This is a genomic window from Chryseobacterium phosphatilyticum, assembly GCF_002899825.2.
In the GTDB taxonomy this organism is placed as follows: domain Bacteria; phylum Bacteroidota; class Bacteroidia; order Flavobacteriales; family Weeksellaceae; genus Chryseobacterium; species Chryseobacterium phosphatilyticum.
On sequence record NZ_PPED02000002.1, the window covers coordinates 601,602 to 619,079 of the forward strand.

A 17,478-nucleotide genomic window follows, 5' to 3' on the forward strand; every position below is an offset into this window, starting at 1 on the left:
ATTTCTCTTTTCTGAAATAAAGATTCTTCTTATTGATTTGCTATGCCTGCTATACTTTTTTCACGCATATCCTTTATCGGTCAATTATCACCCATCAAGTATTTGCATGTCAGTCAATATTCATATATTTACTCTTTAAATTTATTATATGAAAAAGATCATCATTCCATTTTTCTGTGTCGTACTATTTTCTGTTCCGGCTGCAGCTCAGAAGAAAGATGCCGCTTCTGTAAAGACGGAGGCTGTAAAATCGAATTTAACTTCTAAAGAAGTGCTTGATAATTATTTTAAAGCATTAGGAGGAAAAGATAAATTAGAGGCTGTAAAATCTATTATTACTGACAATACAATCAGTGCACAAGGTATGGAAATTACAATGACCACAAAGAAATTAGGAAATAAATTCAAATCTGTACAGTCTTTGATGGGGCAACAAATGGTTCAGTTATTTGACGGTGAAAAAGGATACTTTGATCAGATGGGAACTAAAACTGAAATTCCTGCCAATAAAATCGCTGATTTTAAAAAAGGAAGACCGGTAGATGCCCTGGCTTTTGATGCTGCTAATTTTCAAAATGTAACGGTTGAAAAATTAGATGGAAAGGATTATAATGTTCTTTCTTCAGATAAAGGAAAGTTTTACTTTGATCCGAAAACAAACCTTTTATATAAAACACTTGCAGGAGAAGGAAATGTAACGATGAAAAGCTACATGACAGTAGACGGATTGCAATTCCCTGCAGAAGTAGAAGCTGAAGGAGCAGGACAAAAAGTGAATATCAAAACCACTAAGATTGTTCTGAATTCCGGAGTTACGGATGCAGATTTTAAGTAAAGAATTATTTACTATAATACCTAAAGCCGGAAGTTTTCCGGCTTTTTTTATGGACTCATTTTAACAATAGTTTACCACTCTCGTTTTTCTAAGTCTACAAATATTCTATACTTTTGCAATGAAAAAGAAAGCATATGAAGAAAAGATTAATTTCATTGATGATTGTCAGCTTGATTTCCTCAAGTTTTTTCGGACAAAATATTCCTGTAGATCCTTCTGTAAAAATCGGTACACTTTCCAATGGAATGAAGTATTATATTAAAAAAAATGCACTTCCTGAAAAGAAAGTTGATTTTCGTCTGGCTATCAATGCCGGATCTATTCTTGAAGATGAAAATCAAAGAGGATTAGCTCATATTATGGAACATATGAACTTCAACGGAACCAAAAATTTTCCGGATAATAAATTGGTAGATTTTCTGCAATCCATAGGAGTAAAGTTTGGACAACACCTTAATGCTTACACCAGTTTTGATGAAACTGTTTATATGCTTCCCGTTCCACTTGATAAACCCGGGAATCTGGATGCCGGATTGAAAGTAATGGAAGACTGGGCATTTAACGCTACTCTTTCAGACAAGCAGATTAACAAAGAAAGAGGTGTTGTATTGGAAGAACTGAGATTAGGTCTTGGCGCCGATAAAAGAATGCAGGACAAATATCTTCCGAAACAACTCTATAAATCTCAGTATGCAGAGCGCCTTCCCATGGGAAAGAAAGAGATAATTGAAAGCTTTACACCTGATGCAATCAGAAAATTTCATCACGACTGGTACAGACCGGACCTGATGGCAATTGTTGTTGTTGGTGATATTAACGTAGAAGAGGTTGAAAAGAAGATTAAAAATAATTTTGAAAAATATAAGAAAGCTGCTCATCCAAAAGAAAGAAAAATTTTTGACCTTCCAAACCATAAAGAAACACTTGTTGCAATTGAAACTGATCCTGATGCAACAAGCTCAGGGGTACAGTTTATCATCAAAGATTCTGAAACCTATCAGCCTGATACAACCGTTGAACAATATAATCAGAGGGTTATCGAAGGATTGGTGAATATGATGTTGAATAGCAGATTAGGAGAACTGATAAACTCAACCAATCCACCCTTTACATATGGCTCTGTATATCACGGTGGAACGTATGCCAGAACCAAAGAAGCTTTCCAGGGATCTGCCATAACGAAAGACGGTGATCAGCTGAATGCACTGAAAGTTCTTTTGGAAGAAGTTGAAAGAGCAAAAAGATTTGGGTTTACTCCTGCTGAATTAGACAGAGCAAAAGAACAGGTTCTTGCTTCTTATGAATGGGCTTACAATAATAAAGATAAGAACGAAAGTGGTGCGCTGGTTGGTGAATATGTTGGTAATTTTCTAAGAAAGGAACCCATACCGGGAATTGTCTGGGAATATGATCATATTAAAAAGTTTCTTCCAACGGTGGCACTGGAGCAAACAAATGGTGTTATTGAGAAGTTGGTAAAAGATGACAGCAGAGTAGTAGTGATTACCGGTCCTAAAAAAGATCATATCACCATGCCAACAGAATCTATGGTTCTGAAAACTTTTGAAAATTTAAAGTTAGCTAATCTTAAGCCTTATGAAGGAAAAACTAGGGTTGAGAGCCTGATAAAACCTTTTAAATCCGAAGGAAAAATTACCCATACAACTACAGATACTAAGTTGGGAACAACGACCTGGACTTTAAGTAACGGTGCAAAAGTTACTTTTAAGAAAACAGATTTCAAAGATGATGAAATTGTATTTGCTGCCGTAAGTTTAGGAGGAAGCTCAATAATTCCGGATGCAGATTACAACAAAACACAATTTGCTTTTGATGCATTGCTGGAAGCTGGAATTGGTGGTCTTTCCAAAACAGATCTTACACATTATCTTGCAGGTAAGCAGGTGAGTGCAAGTTCTTACATCGGTGGATTGACCGAAGGCATTTCAGGGACAAGTTCTAAAAAAGATTTAAAAACGGCCATGGAATTAATTTATGCCTGTTTTACTGGGCTAAATTATAACCCGGATTCATTCAATGCTTATAAAACAAAGAAATCTGCAATGCTGACCAATCTGGCCTCAGATCCTGAATATTATTTTTCCAGTGAATATGCAAAGTTTGTTAATCAGAAAAATCCAAGATTCTTAGGTCTTGAACCTACCGAAAAAGATTGGATCAACACAGACTACAAAAAAGCATATGATATCTACCAGCAGAAATTTGCCAATGCAGGGAACTTTCAGTTTTATTTTGTAGGAAATATTGATGAAACACAACTTAAAAATGAAGTACTTCACTATATTGCAAGCCTTCCTGCATCAGGCCAGCCTTCTACTTTTAAAGATACAGGTTACAGACCTGTGGAAGGAGATTATAAAAAAGTGTACAAGAAGGGGAAAGAACCTAAGAGTCTGGTCAACATTTCTTACAGTGGAGAAGCCCCATACAATGAGAAAGACGCGTTTGCACTTTCAGCTCTTGGAGAGGTGGCGACTATCAAAGTTCTGGAAAAGCTTAGAGAAGAAGAAAGTGGTATTTATGGTGGTGGAGCTAGTGGAGGAATGAGCAAGGTTCCCTATAGTACCTATAGTTTTAGTATTAACTTCCCTTGTGGTCCTGAAAATGTGGATAAACTCACCAAGAGTGCCATTGCTGAGCTTCAAAAACTTATTGATAAAGGACCAGATCAAAAGGACCTTGATAAATATAAGGAAGGAGAATACAACGAATATAAAACAAGCCTTAAAGACAATGGATTCTGGTTGCAGGGAATTGCACAAAGTCAGATAGACGGAAGTGATCAATATGATATTCTGAATTACCAGGACAAAGTAAAGGCAATTACTGTAAAAGATCTTCAGGATGTTGCTAAAAAGTACCTTTCAAAAGGAAGAAATATAGCGATCCTAATGCCGGAAGATGGGTGGGAAAATGTTAAGAATGCTGATGTCAGAGCAAAAACAAATACGAATGCAGGAATAAAACAATAGGTACCTGCTTGTCATAAAAAAACCGCAGAACATGATTTCTGCGGTTTTTTTATTGTCATTCAAATCCAAGGAGATTACGAACCGTATTCTTTTTTCCATTCATCGGCTGCTCCGCTGAGAACGTTATAAAATTCTTCTCCGTACTTTCTTATCAATGGTGTTTTTAGGAATTTATAGACAGGCACCTGAAGTTCTTTCCCAAGAGTACAGGCATCACTGCATACATTCCACTCATGATAATTTAAAGCGGTAAAAGCAGAATATTCCGTAATGCGGATAGGGTAAAGGTGGCAGGAAATAGGTTTCTGCCAATCTACAGCACCATCTTCATAGGCCTTTTCGATACCACATTTTGTGATTCCTTTTTCATCAAACGTTACATAAGCACATTCGCGATCCTCCACCATAGGAGTAACATACATTCCGTCATGTGGATCAGTAGTCCATGTTCCCTGCTCCTCAAGGGCTTTGATACCTTCCTGAGTGAGATAAGGTTTTATTTTGTCAAAAATACCGTCCAATATTTCAAGCTCGTTTTTATCTAACGGAGCTCCTACATCTCCTTCCACACAACATGCTCCCTTACACTTGGTAAGGTTGCAAACAAATTCCTCGGAAAAAATTTCTTCGGAAATCAATTTATCGTCTATCTGAATCATAATTTTTTAAAATAAGTCAAAAACCGTACCTGCTTTAAAGGTCAGTAAACTAATAATAACAAGCCATAAACTGGCTTCCTGCATCCAATATTTTGGTAAAAATCTCATCATCCTGCTCAGAATTATACTTGAAGGAAATGCCAGAAGCAGCAGATACTCATAGTTGGTATTCATATACATGATAATGGTAACAAGCTGAGCCAGAGAAAAGACCAGCAGAAAAGTATATTTATATCTGCTTATCGGGCTTTTCTTATTATAATTTTGAAAATGGTCATACACTGCATACATAAGCATCAGGGCCACAGGAATCAAAGGTAGCAGCTCTGTATAATCGGCCAGAGGTTTCATTTTACCAAAAGGGAAGTAATCAATATTCCAGGAAGTAAACTGTACGAAATACATCACTGAAAAGTAACTAAAAGCAATCAGTATGGTTCCCAGTAAAAATCTGAAGATATTTAATCCTACTTTGGCAGAGGTAGCAATAACGTGAATAATCACAAACACCGCCATGGGCCATGTTGTGGGGAGAAAAATAAAGTTTAAAGCTACAATAGCCCCCACCAGTACATAAGATTTTTTTCTGATATCTTCATCTGCACTGGTCAGAAGAAGAATGAGGAAAGAATTGGTAAGCAATGAAACGGCTATTCCTATATCCAGATTTCCGGGATATAACCCAAAAGCAAAACAGGTATATAAAAATAAGGGCAGATGGGTCTGATAATTAAGAGCAATACTGTGAAAACAAAAATATCCCAAAGCGATTCCCAGAAAAGTAATTCCGGCAACGATTGCTTCATAAGTGTTGAAATTCAGTATGTTAAATATTATTACTACTAAAAGAAGAAAACCAATATAAACAGGAATTGAAAAAATATTGCTTTCTTTTGAAAGTAATTTAAACATTTTTTATAAATTTGTACAAAGTTAATTTAAAAAAGGAAAATAATGACGTCTTTCTTTCTATTCTTAAGTAAAGTTTTCAAATGGACTTTCGGTTTCTTTGATACTTTCGGTAATGTTTTAAACTGGATTTTATTTACAGTTTGTTGTGTCCTATTTATTTATTGGTGCTATGTACTGGTGGTAACATTAGGAGGCGATAAAGATAAAGACTATTATTCTCCAACGGAAGGTAAGCATCCTTACTATGATCCGAATATCTACAAAAAAGAAGGTTAATTAATTGGTTATATAGTAAAAAACCGATCAAATAATATTATTTGATCGGTTTTTTTATACTAACGATTAAAATTTTCTTTTCTTAGTCGTGGATTGGTAGTACCAAAACAGGAACCGGAGAACTTTTGGTAAGTCCTTTTGTAAGACTTCCTACAAACACATCATAAATTCCGCTTCTTCCATGAGATCCCATTACAATGTAATCTGCATTTTTGTCTTTTGCATATTCAATAATGATATCCTTTGCAAGCCCTTGCTTTAAAAGGTGTTCACAATCAATATCATGAGCGATGATCCTTTGTTCAATCTTGTTGAGTTGAACGAGTTCTTCTCTGATTTCGTTGGCTTCTACTTCCGGAAAATATTGAAATCCCATATCACCGATGGCAAAGCCTATATCTGAAGGTGCTACATGGATCAGGTAAATTCTGCCGTTAAGCTGTTTTGCAAATTTTATGGCACCTTCCACCAATTGGTCTGTCTTGTCCCCAAAATCTACGGGCAATACAATATTTATCATAACCTTTCATTTTGTTACCTAAAGATAGGGAAAATTTGCCAGACTTTGGTGTTAAATACTTATAATATTCGGGTATCCAGAATTTTTTCCTCTTCCAGATAAGCTTCTAGAATATCATTTTCATTCACTTTTCCAACCCCTTTTGGAGTTCCTGTGAAGATAAGATCACCTACTCTTAGCGTAAAATATTGAGATGCAAAAGCTATAATATCATCAATATTGAATATCATGTCTTTTGTATTTCCGTCCTGCACTTTTTCTTTGTTTTGTAACAATGAAAATGACAGGTTTTCAAGATTATAATTTTCCTTTTTAAAGAAATTTCCTACTACTGCAGAACCATCAAAACCTTTGGCAAGCTCCCACGGAAGGCCTTTACCTTTTAGCTCACTCTGAAGGTCTCTTGCGGTAAAGTCAATTCCAAGACTGATTTCCTCATAATGTTTATGAGCCGTTTCTTTCTGAATATATTTTCCTCCTTTTGAAATTTTTACCACAACTTCCAGTTCGTAATGGATGTCATTTGAGAATTCAGGGATGTAAAAGTCATTCCCTTTTAAAACCGCGGTATCGGGTTTCATAAAAATAACAGGATTCTCAGGAATTTCGTTTCCTAATTCTTTCGCATGTTCACTATAATTTCTTCCTATGCAGATAATTTTCATAATTCTATTATTTATTTTATCAGACTCCGTTATTGTGAGAAACGAAGCAATCTTCTTATTAGTCTTAGTATTTTTATCTTTTCCCTATTCGTGGGTAAACTCATTATCGCAATAGTAGCATTTGAACTTATGGCTCGTTAAAAACGATATTCCAAAAAAACTGGTGGCACTATCGTCTCTGTAGATATGGTTGGAACCACATTTTGGGCATACAAAATCAAATTCAGGGTCAGAAATAGTATGTTCTACCTCGAGAGCAAATTTCTCATTATCCTTATAATCCTGTAAAATTTGTTTTGCCTTTTCTATATCATTTTCAAAAACCTGAAGCTGGATGCCGCCCACCGCCTGTGAAAGCAGCCAGTCAGATTGAATAAGCTGTTCGTTGGCAATAAAGCTGTTGACTCCGTTATCAGCCAATATCTGCTTGTCCCTGTTGGCTTCAAGGGCAGTTTCATAAAACTTAAAACGAACCAGGTTTGACATCTTTTAAAATTTACTTGATAATTGAATTTTTGTAAAAATCTTTTTGGTATATAACGGGAAATCAGCATTCTGAAGCCAACCGAAATAACCAAGATCTTTCTGAAATACAGCTTTTACACCTTGTCCTTTATATTTCCCGAAATTGAATACTTCTTCTTTTTTATCATTATATCCTATGAATCCGGCAAGATCAGCATTTTTATTATGGAAAGTAAATTCACTTAGCGGAGCAATCTCACTCGGGATATCGTCATATTTTCCAACCTGAGCATCCAATACTTCAAAAGTTGCCATTACATCAGCTTCTGCAGAATGTGCATTTTCCAAAGTTTTTCCACAATAGAACTGGTAAGCAGCCCCTAAGTTTCTAGGTTCTTTCTTATGGAAAATAGTCTGCGCATCCACCAATCGGAATTTACTGAGGTCAAAATCTATTCCCACTCGTAATAGTTCTTCAGCCAGGAGCGGAACATCAAATCTGTTGGAATTGAAGCCCCCCAGATCAGTACCGGTAAGCATTTCCATAATTTTAGGTGCGATTTCTCTGAAGGTAGGGGCGTCTTTTATATCCTCGTCATAAATTCCGTGAATTTCACTGGATTCTTTAGGAATAAGCATTTCAGGATTTACTCGCCATGTTTTACTTTCTCTGGAAGCATCGGGGTTTACTTTTAAAATACAGATTTCAACGATTCTGTCTTTTCCGATGTTAGTTCCTGTTGTTTCAAGGTCAAAAACACAAAGCGGTTTATGGAGTTTTAAATTCATGTTATAATTAATAATTTGAAAATGTGTTAATAATGTTATCGTAGAGTTTGGCTACTTCAATTGTTTTTGAAAAACAAGAGAAATCAGGATGTAATAGATAACCAGCATGGGGATTCCAACGAGTTTAAACAAAGCCAGAATTGCAATGCCGCCTACTAATAATGCTATTTTTGGATAATTGTCTTTTAATGCTTTTGATTTAAACTTCATTGCAATCATTTTGACAGGACTTATCAGGAGGAATGAAGTGATGAGAGTAAGTATAACCAGCAGCAATTCACTTTCAAACAAGAAACTGAAACTTCCGGTTTCCTTAAAAGCATAATATAAACCAAACAGTAAAACCGTATTGGTAGGGGTATTTAATCCTTTAAAATAGTACCTCTGCTCTTCATCAAGATTGAAAATAGCCAATCGTAAACATGAAAAGCTGGTTGCCATTAAACCAAGATATTTTACTTCAAATGGTAAATGTATTCCAAGCAGTTCCGATCCGAATGGTTCAAGAGCTTTATACATGGTAAGTCCCGGAATCAACCCGAAGCTTACCATGTCGGCAAGGGAGTCAAGTTGAAGTCCCAAATTAGAATTTGATTTTAAGGCTCTGGCTACAAAACCGTCAAAAAAATCGAAGATAGCAGAGAGAATAAGGCAGATTGCCGTCGTCTGATAGTCTCCTAAAATAAGATGTATTGCCCCTATACAACCTGCAAATAAATTAGCCAGGGTTAAGGCATTGGCCAGATTATTCTTTATAAAATTCATAAGTACAAAAATAAGGAATTAAAACTTAGATTGAGTGATATGTGCTGTGGTTGTGCAAGAGCTGTCTTATATTTCTGAAAAGCAAAGCATAAGAACTTCAGTTATATAGTCGATAAACTAAAAAGGGCAATTGTAGAGTTAATTTTTTTTTAAGTTTTTTTATTTTAATAATTTTAATTTCCTTTGCATGTCATGAAACAGGAAATTAGAAAAAATGAAATTCTGGCATTATTATACAGAATTTTTTTAGCATACTTTTTTTATCAGGTCGCAAGACTTTTATTTTGGTATTTTAATAAAGACCTGATAAGGGTTGATTCTCTTTTAGAGTATGTGAAGCTTGCCTATCACGGTGCTGCTTTCGATACAACAGCTATTCTATATGTTAATGCACTATTTATCCTTTTGAGTTTGTTGCCTTTGATAATCAACACTAAAAAAGGATTTCAGAAAATTCTTTTCTGGGTGTATTTTATAACCAACGGAATAGCCTATGCAATGAATTTCGGAGACTTTATTTATTATAAGTTTTCTCAGGCAAGGCTTACATCTGCAGTATTTCAGGTCGCGGAACATGAATCGAATGTGTCTAAAACATTAATGATTTCTATAGGACAACATCCCTTTGTGTTCATTTGGTATATTGTTTTGATGATTCTGTGGGTTTTTCTTTACAAAAAAGTAAAGGTTCAGGAGACGAAACCTGTGAAACTAGTTCCATATTTTCTTTCTTCCATTATTATTTTATGCATCACAGCTGTGTTGGTGGTTGGTGGAATCAGAGGGGATTTTAAACATAGTACAAGACCTATCAATATGGTAGATGCTACCCGTTTTGTAACCAATCCGTTACAAGGGAATGTTGTATTGAACAGTACTTTCTCGTTTTTCAGAACCTTAAATACCAATAACTTTAAAGAAGTTCATTTTGTAGATGAGCAATATATTAAGGACAATGTATTTCCTTACAAAGTGTATGACCGAAAAATGACGAACCGTCCTAATATTGTGATTTTTATTGTTGAATCTTTCGGTAGAGAATATTCAGGAGCCTTTAACAAAGATAAAAACATAAAAGACTATGTTTCTTATACTCCGTTTATGGATAGTCTGGCAGGTCAAAGTCTTATTTTCCCCAATACATTTGCCAACGGAAGACAGTCTATTCACGGGATGAGCAGTGTGCTTGCGGGAATACCTAGTCTTACAGATGCCTTTACGGGATCACCATATTCCAATCAGAAAATACAGTCTATAGTTTCAGTTTGTAATGATCTGGGATATGATACCTCTTTTTATCACGGAGCTCCGAATGGTTCTATGGGATTCCTGGGGTTTGGTAATATCTTGGGATTCAAACATTATTTTGGGAAAACAGAATACAATCATGACGAGGATTTTGACGGGATGTGGGCCATATGGGATGAACCATTCCTTCAGTATTTTGCAAAAAATGTGGGAAAGACACAGCCTTTTATGACTACTGTATTTACCGCTTCATCGCATCACCCTTTTAAAATTCCTGAAAAATATAATGGTAAATTTAAAAAAGGGAAAATTGAAATGCACGAGCCGATACAATATACAGACTACGCGATTAAAAAATATTTTGAAACGGCTAAGAAAGAACCCTGGTTCAATAATACTATTTTTGTATTCACAGGAGATCATACCAATCAGATTTATTATTCTGAGTATGAGAAGGCAATGAACAGGTTTGCTGTTCCTTTAATATTATACTCTCCAAATCCCGAATATCAGCTCAAAGGAGTGAGCCCGGAAATGGCACAACAGACGGATATTTATCCTACTTTGGCAGATCTTATCGGCTACAATAAACCTATAAGAAGCTGGGGCAGAAGTCTAGTAAGCGATAAAAGCTATCCTTCTATTATAGTCAACTCTGATGGAAGTACGGAACAGTTTATGATCGGAAATTACACCTATCGTTTTGACGGAAAAGATATTGTTGGTGTTTATGATAAAATGGATCTTGGGCTTGAAAAGAATCTGATCAACCAACTTAAAACTCCAGAAGTGGAAAAGGGAAAACAAACTGCTAAAGCTTGGTATCAGGATTATATGAATAGGGTGATTAATAGGAAACTGAATTAAAAAAGTAAAGAGGGATTAGCGATCAAGATCTTCATTTTTCAGCCTTTATGCTTCGTATAATAAAAGTTTTTGTTTGTTGAAAATTAATTTATATTTTTATCAATACGTAGATAAGAATATTGTATTGAAATTAAAACTATAAGAAATATGAAAAAATTGGTATTAACATTCGCACTTTCTTTATGTGGTGTGCTCACATTTGCACAGATAGAAGGTAAATGGAAAACAATAGACGACGAGACAAAACAGGCAAAATCTATTGTTGAGATATTTAAAAAATCTGATGGTAAATATTATGGGAAAGTTTCTCAATTATTGATAAAGCCGGCTGATCCAAATTGTACAGTTTGTAAAGATGATAGAAAAGGAAAACCAATTTTAGGATTGGAAATTATCAGAGGACTGAAAAAAGATGGCGATGAATTTACCGGAGGAAGTATTACAGATCCTAAAACAGGTAAAACATACAAATGTACCATTACAAAAAATGGAGATAAGCTGAATGTAAGAGGTTATCTTGGATTATCTTTATTAGGAAGAACCCAGGTTTGGGAGAAAGCTAATTAATATAAGTTTAAATAGAATTTTAAGACAGTATTTCATTTCTGAAATGCTGTTTTTTTTGAAAATATCCTATAAAGAGAAAATATTTCCATTTATCCTGATGGAACAAGAAAAATTATTTTTTAATAATATTCGGTCATCGACAACTTCCTGCTACCAGCCTCCAGCTTCCTTCTCCTACAAATGATCACTCTTTGAATTATTATTAATATTAGGGTCTCTCATTTAAATGACATGCCTTTTTATGATATGTATAATAAAAAACACTATTTTTGTAGTCTAAATTTTTCAAGAAAATATGGCAGAATATACTTTTCGTGAGGTAATTGCACAGGCAATGAGCGAGGAAATGCGTAAAGACGAATCCATCTATCTGATGGGGGAGGAAGTTGCAGAATATAATGGTGCATATAAAGCTTCAAAAGGAATGCTGGATGAATTTGGTCCAAAAAGAGTAATCGATACACCGATTGCAGAACTTGGATTTACTGGAATCTCTGTAGGAGCTGCAATGAATGGGAACAGACCCATCGTGGAATTTATGACTTTCAATTTCTCCTTGGTAGGAATTGATCAGATTATCAATAATGCGGCCAAGATCCGTCAGATGAGTGGTGGACAATGGAATTGCCCAATCGTTTTCCGTGGACCTACTGCTTCTGCAGGACAATTAGGAGCTACCCACTCTCAGGCATTTGAAGGTTGGTTCGCCAACTGTCCGGGACTTAAAGTGGTAGTACCTTCTAACCCATACGATGCAAAGGGATTGTTGAAAACTGCAATTCAGGATAATGATCCGGTTATTTTTATGGAGTCTGAGCAGATGTATGGTGATAAAATGGAAATTCCTGAAGAAGAATACTATTTACCAATCGGAAAAGCTGATATCAAGAGAGAAGGTAAAGATGTTACTCTGGTTTCTTTCGGTAAGATCATGAAGCTGGCTATGCAGGCTGCTGAAGATATGGAAAAAGAAGGAATCTCTGTAGAGGTCATCGACCTTAGAACAGTTCGTCCTCTTGATTTTGATACAATTTTAGAATCTGTAAAGAAAACAAATAGATTGGTTATTTTGGAAGAAGCGTGGCCATTTGGTTCAATATCTTCAGAAATTACTTATATGGTACAGCAAAAAGCATTCGATTATTTAGATGCACCGATTAAGAGAATTACTACTCCTGATGCACCTGCACCATATTCTGCAGCATTATTTGCAGAGTGGTTCCCTAAACTTGAAAAAGTAAAAGAGGAAATAAAAAAAGCGATGTACGTTAAGTAATCATAATAGAGAAAAACTTCCGAAAGGAAGTTTTTTCATTTATTATATTCATGAAGAAAAATTCTTGACTTCATAAAATTGATCTAAATTTGCGCTTTTAAAAAAATAAATTGGCTGATATGGCAGAAGTTACAGAAGGCGGTCATCACTTTGACTTAAAGAAGCTTTCATTTGTAGGCGTTATTGTTTCTCTCGGGATTGTTTTCGGGGATATTGGTACGTCACCGCTTTACGTAATGAAAGCGATTGTGAATGCAAGAAAAGATGGCGCTACTATGCCTTTTGATGAATACATTGAGGGAGCATTATCCTGTATCATCTGGACATTGACGCTTCAGACAACTCTTAAATATGTTATTATTGCTTTGAGAGCAGATAACAAAGGAGAAGGAGGTATTCTCGCATTGTATTCACTGGTAAAAAAACTTAAGAAAAAATGGTTGTATGTCGTCGCCATTATTGGGGCATCCACTCTGGTTGCAGATAGTGTTATCACACCTTCGCTAACCGTGATGTCTGCAATTGAGGGGCTTAAAATATATAATCCTGAAACTCCTGTAGTTCTCATTACGTTGGTCATTTTATTTGTAATATTTGTTGTTCAGCAGTTTGGAACAGCATCTATTGGTAAGTTTTTCGGACCCATTATGGTAACGTGGTTTCTGGTACTGGGAGTTTCCGGTTCGATGCACATTTTTGATCATATTGAAATTATCAGAGCATTTAATCCCATGTATGCCTATAATTTGATTACCCATTCATCAAGTGCAATTGTCATTATGGGAGCCGTTTTCCTTTGTACCACAGGAGCAGAAGCTCTGTATTCCGATTTGGGACATTGCGGGGCAAAAAATATAAGAATAAGCTGGATTTTTGTTAAAATAATGCTTATTCTAAACTATTTAGGACAAGGTTCATGGTTGCTGGATAATTATCAGCAGGTTCACAACGGAGTAAATCCTTTCTTTGGAATCATGCCTGAATGGGCTGTTTTACCAAGTGTAATTTTAGCAACAGCAGCAGCAATTATTGCAAGTCAGGCAGTAATTACAGGTTCATTTACGATGTTCTCAGAAGCAATGTCTATTTCTTTCTGGCCGAACCAGCATATTGAATACCCCTCCGGAATTAAAGGACAAATGTACATTCCAAGAATTAACTGGGGATTGATGGCTTTCTGTTTTGTAGTGGTTATATTTTTCCAGAAATCAGAGAGGATGGAAGCAGCTTATGGGCTTACGATTACGATTACGATGTTGATGACAACCATTCTTTTATTGTTCTGGCTGAGTCGTACAAGAGTCAACAAAATTTTTATTATCGGATTTGCCATTGTTTACCTCTTCCTGGAGTCAGGGTTCTTCTATGCAAATGTGATCAAATTTGTAGATGGAGGTTGGCTAACCATGGTGTTGGGTGGATTTATTGCGGTATGCATGTATGCATGGTATAACGGCAGATTGATCAAAGCAAACTTTATCCAGTATGTAAAGATTGATAAGTATATCTCTATCCTTAAAGATATGAAGCTGGATGAAACGATTCCAAAATATGCAACCAACTTAGCATATCTGAGCAGAGCGAAAAGAAATGATGAAGTAGAATCAAAAATTATTTACTCCATTATCAAAAAACAGCCCAAGAGAGCAGATCATTACTTTATTCTAAGTATTGTCAATCAGGAAGATCCGTACACTTTCAAATATACAGTAGATGAAATTCTACCCGGAACTGTTTATAAAATTAATTTCCTTTTAGGATTTAAAGTAGACCGAAGAATCAATGATTACTTTAATATGGTTTTAAGAGACCTTATGGCAGATGGAACTATTCCTTCTCGAAGCAGCCATCCGTCTTTGAGATCTCATAATATACCACCGGATCTTAAGTATGTTATTATAGATAATACATATATCAACGATATCCTTTTAACTGTTAAACAGAAGATTACCCTTAATATTTACAACTTTGTAAAATATATCGGAAGTGATGACTTTAAGGCTTGGGGAGTATCCTCACACAACGTAGAAGTAGAATCTGCACCGATCACAGAATTGACTGTTTATGACAATAAGATTGAACAATCCGGATACTTCCGTCACAATTCTTAAGCCACAAGGCATTAAACCATACTATCTATTTAAATAAAATTCAATAAATTTGTAGATAATTTTTTTAATGGATACAGTACAAAAAGAAAAAAATATAGCTTTAATCAAGGATGTTTTAAGGAATTACTTGTTAGAAAAGGGATTCAGAAACACACCTGAGAGATATACGATATTAGAAGAAATTTATAATATGGATCATCACTTTAATGTTGATGATCTGTATCTTCTGATGATGCAAAAAAAGTATCATGTTTCTAAAGCTACGATTTACAACACTATTGAGATCTTTCTCGATGCAGGCTTAATTCGTAAGCACCAGTTTGGAGAAAAGACATTAACTTCTTCTTCTTACGAGAAATCTTATTTTGACAAGCAGCATGACCATTTGGTGATCTACAAAAAAGATTCAGATAAAGAAATAGAAGAAATTATTGAATTCTGTGACCCAAGAATTCAAGGAATCAAAGAAGCCATAGAAGAAGCTTTTGGCGTAAAAATTGATTCTCATTCGCTATATTTCTATGGCACTAAGAATGACTAATTAATGAGAATAATCCTTTTTCTGTTTATCTTTATTTCAACGCTCAGCTTTGCGCAGGATAAAACACCTGTAAAGAGAGATCCTTATCTGCAAGCTCCTTTACAGGCAAAACCACTACCGCAAAAGCCAGAAGATAAGATAAAGATTATCCATGCGGATAAAATCATAAAAGACCCTGCAAAATATGAGGGCAACCAATACTTTACCGGAAATGTTCAAATAGAACATCAGGGGTCTGTTCTTACAGCTGATGAAGTTGTCTTATACAACGAAGAAAACTTTGTAAAAGCAATGGGCAATACAAAGCTTCAAAATGCAGACGGCTCAGTAATTACCGCAGGGGAAATGGAATATGATGGCAACACCCAAAAAGGAGTGGCCAGAAAAAATGTCGTTCTTACAGATCCTAAGCAAACCATAAAGACTGATATTCTGTATTATGACAGACTTGCTAATCAGGCCTATTTTAATACGGGAGGAACTATTTCAGACAGCCAGGGAAATGTGATGTATACAAAGTCGGCAACCTACTTTTTAGATACTAAAATGATAGACTTTGTAGGGAATGTAAAAATAGATAACGCCCAATACATCATTGAGGGTGTTAATATCAAACAGAATCAGAACACTAATACGGCTGAATTTTTTGGTCCTACAACTATTACCAACAGAGCGAACCCCAAAAACAGGGTATATACTGAAAGAGGAACTTATAAAATGGGTACTAAAGAAGCCTTTCTTAATAAGAATTCCAAGATCTTTTATAATGATAAAATCCTTACCGGGGATGATATGTATTTTAATCAAATTACAGGATTTGGTAAGGCGACAGGAAATGTAACATTGGATGATCCAAAGGAAAGAAGATATATAAAAGGAGGTTACGGAGAAATTTTTGAAAAAAAAGATTCTGCAATGATGACCAAGAACCCTTATGCTGTAAAGGCAATGGAAAAAGATTCCGTTTATTTTGCCGCTGAAAAAATACTCTCTTATCAAAGACCGGATTCTCTTGATATTAAAATCAAAAAAAGCTTTTTAAGAGCCTACAAAAAGGCAAGAATATATAAATCGAATGCCCAGGGAAGAGCAGATTCCATTGCGTTTAACGAAACAGACGGTATTATGCATATGTACACAAAACCGATTCTGTGGAGTGGAGAAAAGCAAGTGACAGGAGATAAGGTAGAAGCTTATTTTAATACAAAAAATGAAAATATAGACTCTTTAAAAGTCATTGGAAATGCTTTTGCCATCAGTAAAGTCGATTCTACTAATCTGAAAGACGAATTCAATCAGGTTAAAGGGAAGTTTATGACGGTTTACTATGAGAAGAATGATATTAAAGAAGCCAGAGTTGTAGGAAATGCTCAATCTATCGCATATGTTGATGATACCGACCAGGAAACCAAAAAACCGGAAAGGATAGGAATTACCCTTTCAGCCTGCGGAATCATAGGAGCATTATTTGAAGAAAGAGCGCTGCAGATCATTTCATGTAGTATTGGAGCTACATCAGATACCTATCCGATGAGCAAAATAGAACCTTCGAGGAGAAAGTTTCAGGATTTTAACTGGAACACCAAAGACCGGATCAGGAAATGGCAGGATATTCTGGTCGACAGTCCAAACAATGAGGAAATACAATATACCTCTGATAATGAATTGTTTGATAAAGCTCAGAAAGCTATAGATGATGAGAAAGCTAAAGAAGAAGCCAAAAAGCCAAAAAGAACAAGAAAATAATATAAAAAAGACCGCTTTATGAGCGGTTTTTTTTATGCACTCCTGAATTTTTGTTAGATTTCTCTAAAATTTTTGTTAGATAAAATCTATCGTTTAGAGGGGAGCAACCGTAAGAAAATTTTTTATCTGTTATTGACTTTACTCACAGTGTAGAGAGTATTGTTTTAGGTATATTTTTTTGCTCTATAAATCCTATGTAAGAAATTGTAGGAAAGCAATTGAGCAGTTTTTTTTGGAATTCCT

Annotated in this window: 16 protein-coding genes; 9 read left to right on the plus strand and 7 right to left on the minus strand. The window is 35.3% G+C overall.

The window, feature by feature from the left end; genetic code table 11:
• Positions 1-148: 148 nt before the first annotated feature.
• Together C1631_RS09820 and C1631_RS09825 are read left to right on the plus strand one after the other, a co-directional pair.
• Positions 149-835 (plus strand): hypothetical protein, encoded by a 687-nt coding sequence (locus C1631_RS09820; protein ID WP_109711910.1) that lies wholly within the window; start codon positions 149-151, stop codon positions 833-835.
• Positions 836-969: 134 nt separating this feature from the next.
• Positions 970-3,828 carry a M16 family metallopeptidase gene (locus C1631_RS09825; protein WP_109711912.1) on the plus strand — a complete coding sequence of 953 codons (2,859 nt, stop codon included), beginning with the start codon at positions 970-972 and terminating at the stop codon, positions 3,826-3,828.
• A 74-nt stretch (positions 3,829-3,902) separates the two neighbouring features.
• Here C1631_RS09825 and C1631_RS09830 read toward each other — a convergent pair whose 3' ends face one another.
• Together C1631_RS09830 and C1631_RS09835 are read right to left on the minus strand one after the other, a co-directional pair.
• Positions 3,903-4,487: a DUF3109 family protein gene (locus C1631_RS09830; protein ID WP_109711914.1), complete on the minus strand. Its 585-nt coding sequence runs from the start codon at positions 4,485-4,487 to the stop codon at positions 3,903-3,905.
• Between the two features lie 6 nt (positions 4,488-4,493).
• Complete coding sequence (locus C1631_RS09835) at positions 4,494-5,399, minus strand: DUF6427 family protein (protein WP_103247378.1); 906 nt, start codon at positions 5,397-5,399, stop codon at positions 4,494-4,496.
• 42 nt (positions 5,400-5,441) lie between these two features.
• On the opposite strand from C1631_RS09835, the gene C1631_RS09840 reads away from it, so the two are divergent.
• Positions 5,442-5,675 (plus strand): DUF6341 family protein, encoded by a 234-nt coding sequence (locus C1631_RS09840; RefSeq protein ID WP_103247377.1) that lies wholly within the window; start codon positions 5,442-5,444, stop codon positions 5,673-5,675.
• An 82-nt stretch (positions 5,676-5,757) separates the two neighbouring features.
• Here C1631_RS09840 and C1631_RS09845 read toward each other — a convergent pair whose 3' ends face one another.
• From C1631_RS09845 to C1631_RS09865, 5 genes are all read right to left on the minus strand, one after another.
• Positions 5,758-6,195 (minus strand): universal stress protein, encoded by a 438-nt coding sequence (locus C1631_RS09845; RefSeq protein ID WP_109711916.1) that lies wholly within the window; start codon positions 6,193-6,195, stop codon positions 5,758-5,760.
• A gap of 59 nt (positions 6,196-6,254) precedes the next feature.
• Positions 6,255-6,860 carry a fumarylacetoacetate hydrolase family protein gene (locus C1631_RS09850; RefSeq protein WP_109711918.1) on the minus strand — a complete coding sequence of 202 codons (606 nt, stop codon included), beginning with the start codon at positions 6,858-6,860 and terminating at the stop codon, positions 6,255-6,257.
• An 84-nt stretch (positions 6,861-6,944) separates the two neighbouring features.
• A complete protein-coding gene (locus C1631_RS09855; protein WP_109711920.1) occupies positions 6,945-7,346 on the minus strand; it encodes a putative signal transducing protein in 402 nt (133 codons plus the stop codon).
• A gap of 3 nt (positions 7,347-7,349) precedes the next feature.
• Positions 7,350-8,114, minus strand: coding sequence for a 3'-5' exonuclease (locus C1631_RS09860; protein ID WP_109711922.1), 765 nt, complete (start codon positions 8,112-8,114; stop codon positions 7,350-7,352).
• A gap of 51 nt (positions 8,115-8,165) precedes the next feature.
• Entirely contained in the window at positions 8,166-8,879 is a 714-nt protein-coding gene (locus tag C1631_RS09865; RefSeq protein WP_109711924.1) for a CDP-alcohol phosphatidyltransferase family protein, read from the minus strand.
• A gap of 192 nt (positions 8,880-9,071) precedes the next feature.
• Between C1631_RS09865 and C1631_RS09870 the strand changes: the two genes are divergently transcribed.
• The 6 genes from C1631_RS09870 to C1631_RS09895 all read left to right on the plus strand — a co-directional run bounded on the left by C1631_RS09870 (position 9,072) and on the right by C1631_RS09895 (position 17,235).
• The gene (locus tag C1631_RS09870) at positions 9,072-10,994 is read left to right on the plus strand and encodes an LTA synthase family protein (protein ID WP_109711926.1); all 1,923 of its coding nucleotides are present in this window, start codon (positions 9,072-9,074) and stop codon (positions 10,992-10,994) included.
• A 147-nt stretch (positions 10,995-11,141) separates the two neighbouring features.
• Positions 11,142-11,561 (plus strand): DUF2147 domain-containing protein, encoded by a 420-nt coding sequence (locus tag C1631_RS09875; protein WP_103248114.1) that lies wholly within the window; start codon positions 11,142-11,144, stop codon positions 11,559-11,561.
• Positions 11,562-11,856: 295 nt separating this feature from the next.
• Positions 11,857-12,837 carry a pyruvate dehydrogenase complex E1 component subunit beta gene (locus C1631_RS09880; RefSeq protein ID WP_076551132.1) on the plus strand — a complete coding sequence of 327 codons (981 nt, stop codon included), beginning with the start codon at positions 11,857-11,859 and terminating at the stop codon, positions 12,835-12,837.
• A gap of 119 nt (positions 12,838-12,956) precedes the next feature.
• Complete coding sequence (locus C1631_RS09885; RefSeq protein ID WP_103248113.1) at positions 12,957-14,948, plus strand: KUP/HAK/KT family potassium transporter; 1,992 nt, start codon at positions 12,957-12,959, stop codon at positions 14,946-14,948.
• 67 nt (positions 14,949-15,015) lie between these two features.
• Positions 15,016-15,489, plus strand: a complete 474-nt coding sequence (locus C1631_RS09890) for a Fur family transcriptional regulator (RefSeq protein WP_027374694.1) — start codon at positions 15,016-15,018, stop codon at positions 15,487-15,489.
• Between the two features lie 3 nt (positions 15,490-15,492).
• Positions 15,493-17,235 (plus strand): OstA-like protein, encoded by a 1,743-nt coding sequence (locus C1631_RS09895; RefSeq protein WP_103248112.1) that lies wholly within the window; start codon positions 15,493-15,495, stop codon positions 17,233-17,235.
• Positions 17,236-17,478 lie beyond the last annotated feature (243 nt).

Excerpts from the sequence above, each read along its gene's own strand:
- C1631_RS09820 (WP_109711910.1), top strand. The coding sequence starts at position 149 with ATGAAAAAGATCATCATTCCATTTTTCTGTGTCGTACTATTTTCTGTT.
- C1631_RS09825 (WP_109711912.1), top strand. The coding sequence starts at position 970 with ATGAAGAAAAGATTAATTTCATTGATGATTGTCAGCTTGATTTCCTCA.
- C1631_RS09830 (WP_109711914.1), bottom strand. The coding sequence starts at position 4,487 with ATGATTCAGATAGACGATAAATTGATTTCCGAAGAAATTTTTTCCGAG.
- C1631_RS09835 (WP_103247378.1), bottom strand. The coding sequence starts at position 5,399 with ATGTTTAAATTACTTTCAAAAGAAAGCAATATTTTTTCAATTCCTGTT.
- C1631_RS09840 (WP_103247377.1), top strand. The coding sequence starts at position 5,442 with ATGACGTCTTTCTTTCTATTCTTAAGTAAAGTTTTCAAATGGACTTTC.
- C1631_RS09845 (WP_109711916.1), bottom strand. The coding sequence starts at position 6,195 with ATGATAAATATTGTATTGCCCGTAGATTTTGGGGACAAGACAGACCAA.
- C1631_RS09850 (WP_109711918.1), bottom strand. The coding sequence starts at position 6,860 with ATGAAAATTATCTGCATAGGAAGAAATTATAGTGAACATGCGAAAGAA.
- C1631_RS09855 (WP_109711920.1), bottom strand. The coding sequence starts at position 7,346 with ATGTCAAACCTGGTTCGTTTTAAGTTTTATGAAACTGCCCTTGAAGCC.
- C1631_RS09860 (WP_109711922.1), bottom strand. The coding sequence starts at position 8,114 with ATGAATTTAAAACTCCATAAACCGCTTTGTGTTTTTGACCTTGAAACA.
- C1631_RS09865 (WP_109711924.1), bottom strand. The coding sequence starts at position 8,879 with ATGAATTTTATAAAGAATAATCTGGCCAATGCCTTAACCCTGGCTAAT.
- C1631_RS09870 (WP_109711926.1), top strand. The coding sequence starts at position 9,072 with ATGAAACAGGAAATTAGAAAAAATGAAATTCTGGCATTATTATACAGA.
- C1631_RS09875 (WP_103248114.1), top strand. The coding sequence starts at position 11,142 with ATGAAAAAATTGGTATTAACATTCGCACTTTCTTTATGTGGTGTGCTC.
- C1631_RS09880 (WP_076551132.1), top strand. The coding sequence starts at position 11,857 with ATGGCAGAATATACTTTTCGTGAGGTAATTGCACAGGCAATGAGCGAG.
- C1631_RS09885 (WP_103248113.1), top strand. The coding sequence starts at position 12,957 with ATGGCAGAAGTTACAGAAGGCGGTCATCACTTTGACTTAAAGAAGCTT.
- C1631_RS09890 (WP_027374694.1), top strand. The coding sequence starts at position 15,016 with ATGGATACAGTACAAAAAGAAAAAAATATAGCTTTAATCAAGGATGTT.
- C1631_RS09895 (WP_103248112.1), top strand. The coding sequence starts at position 15,493 with ATGAGAATAATCCTTTTTCTGTTTATCTTTATTTCAACGCTCAGCTTT.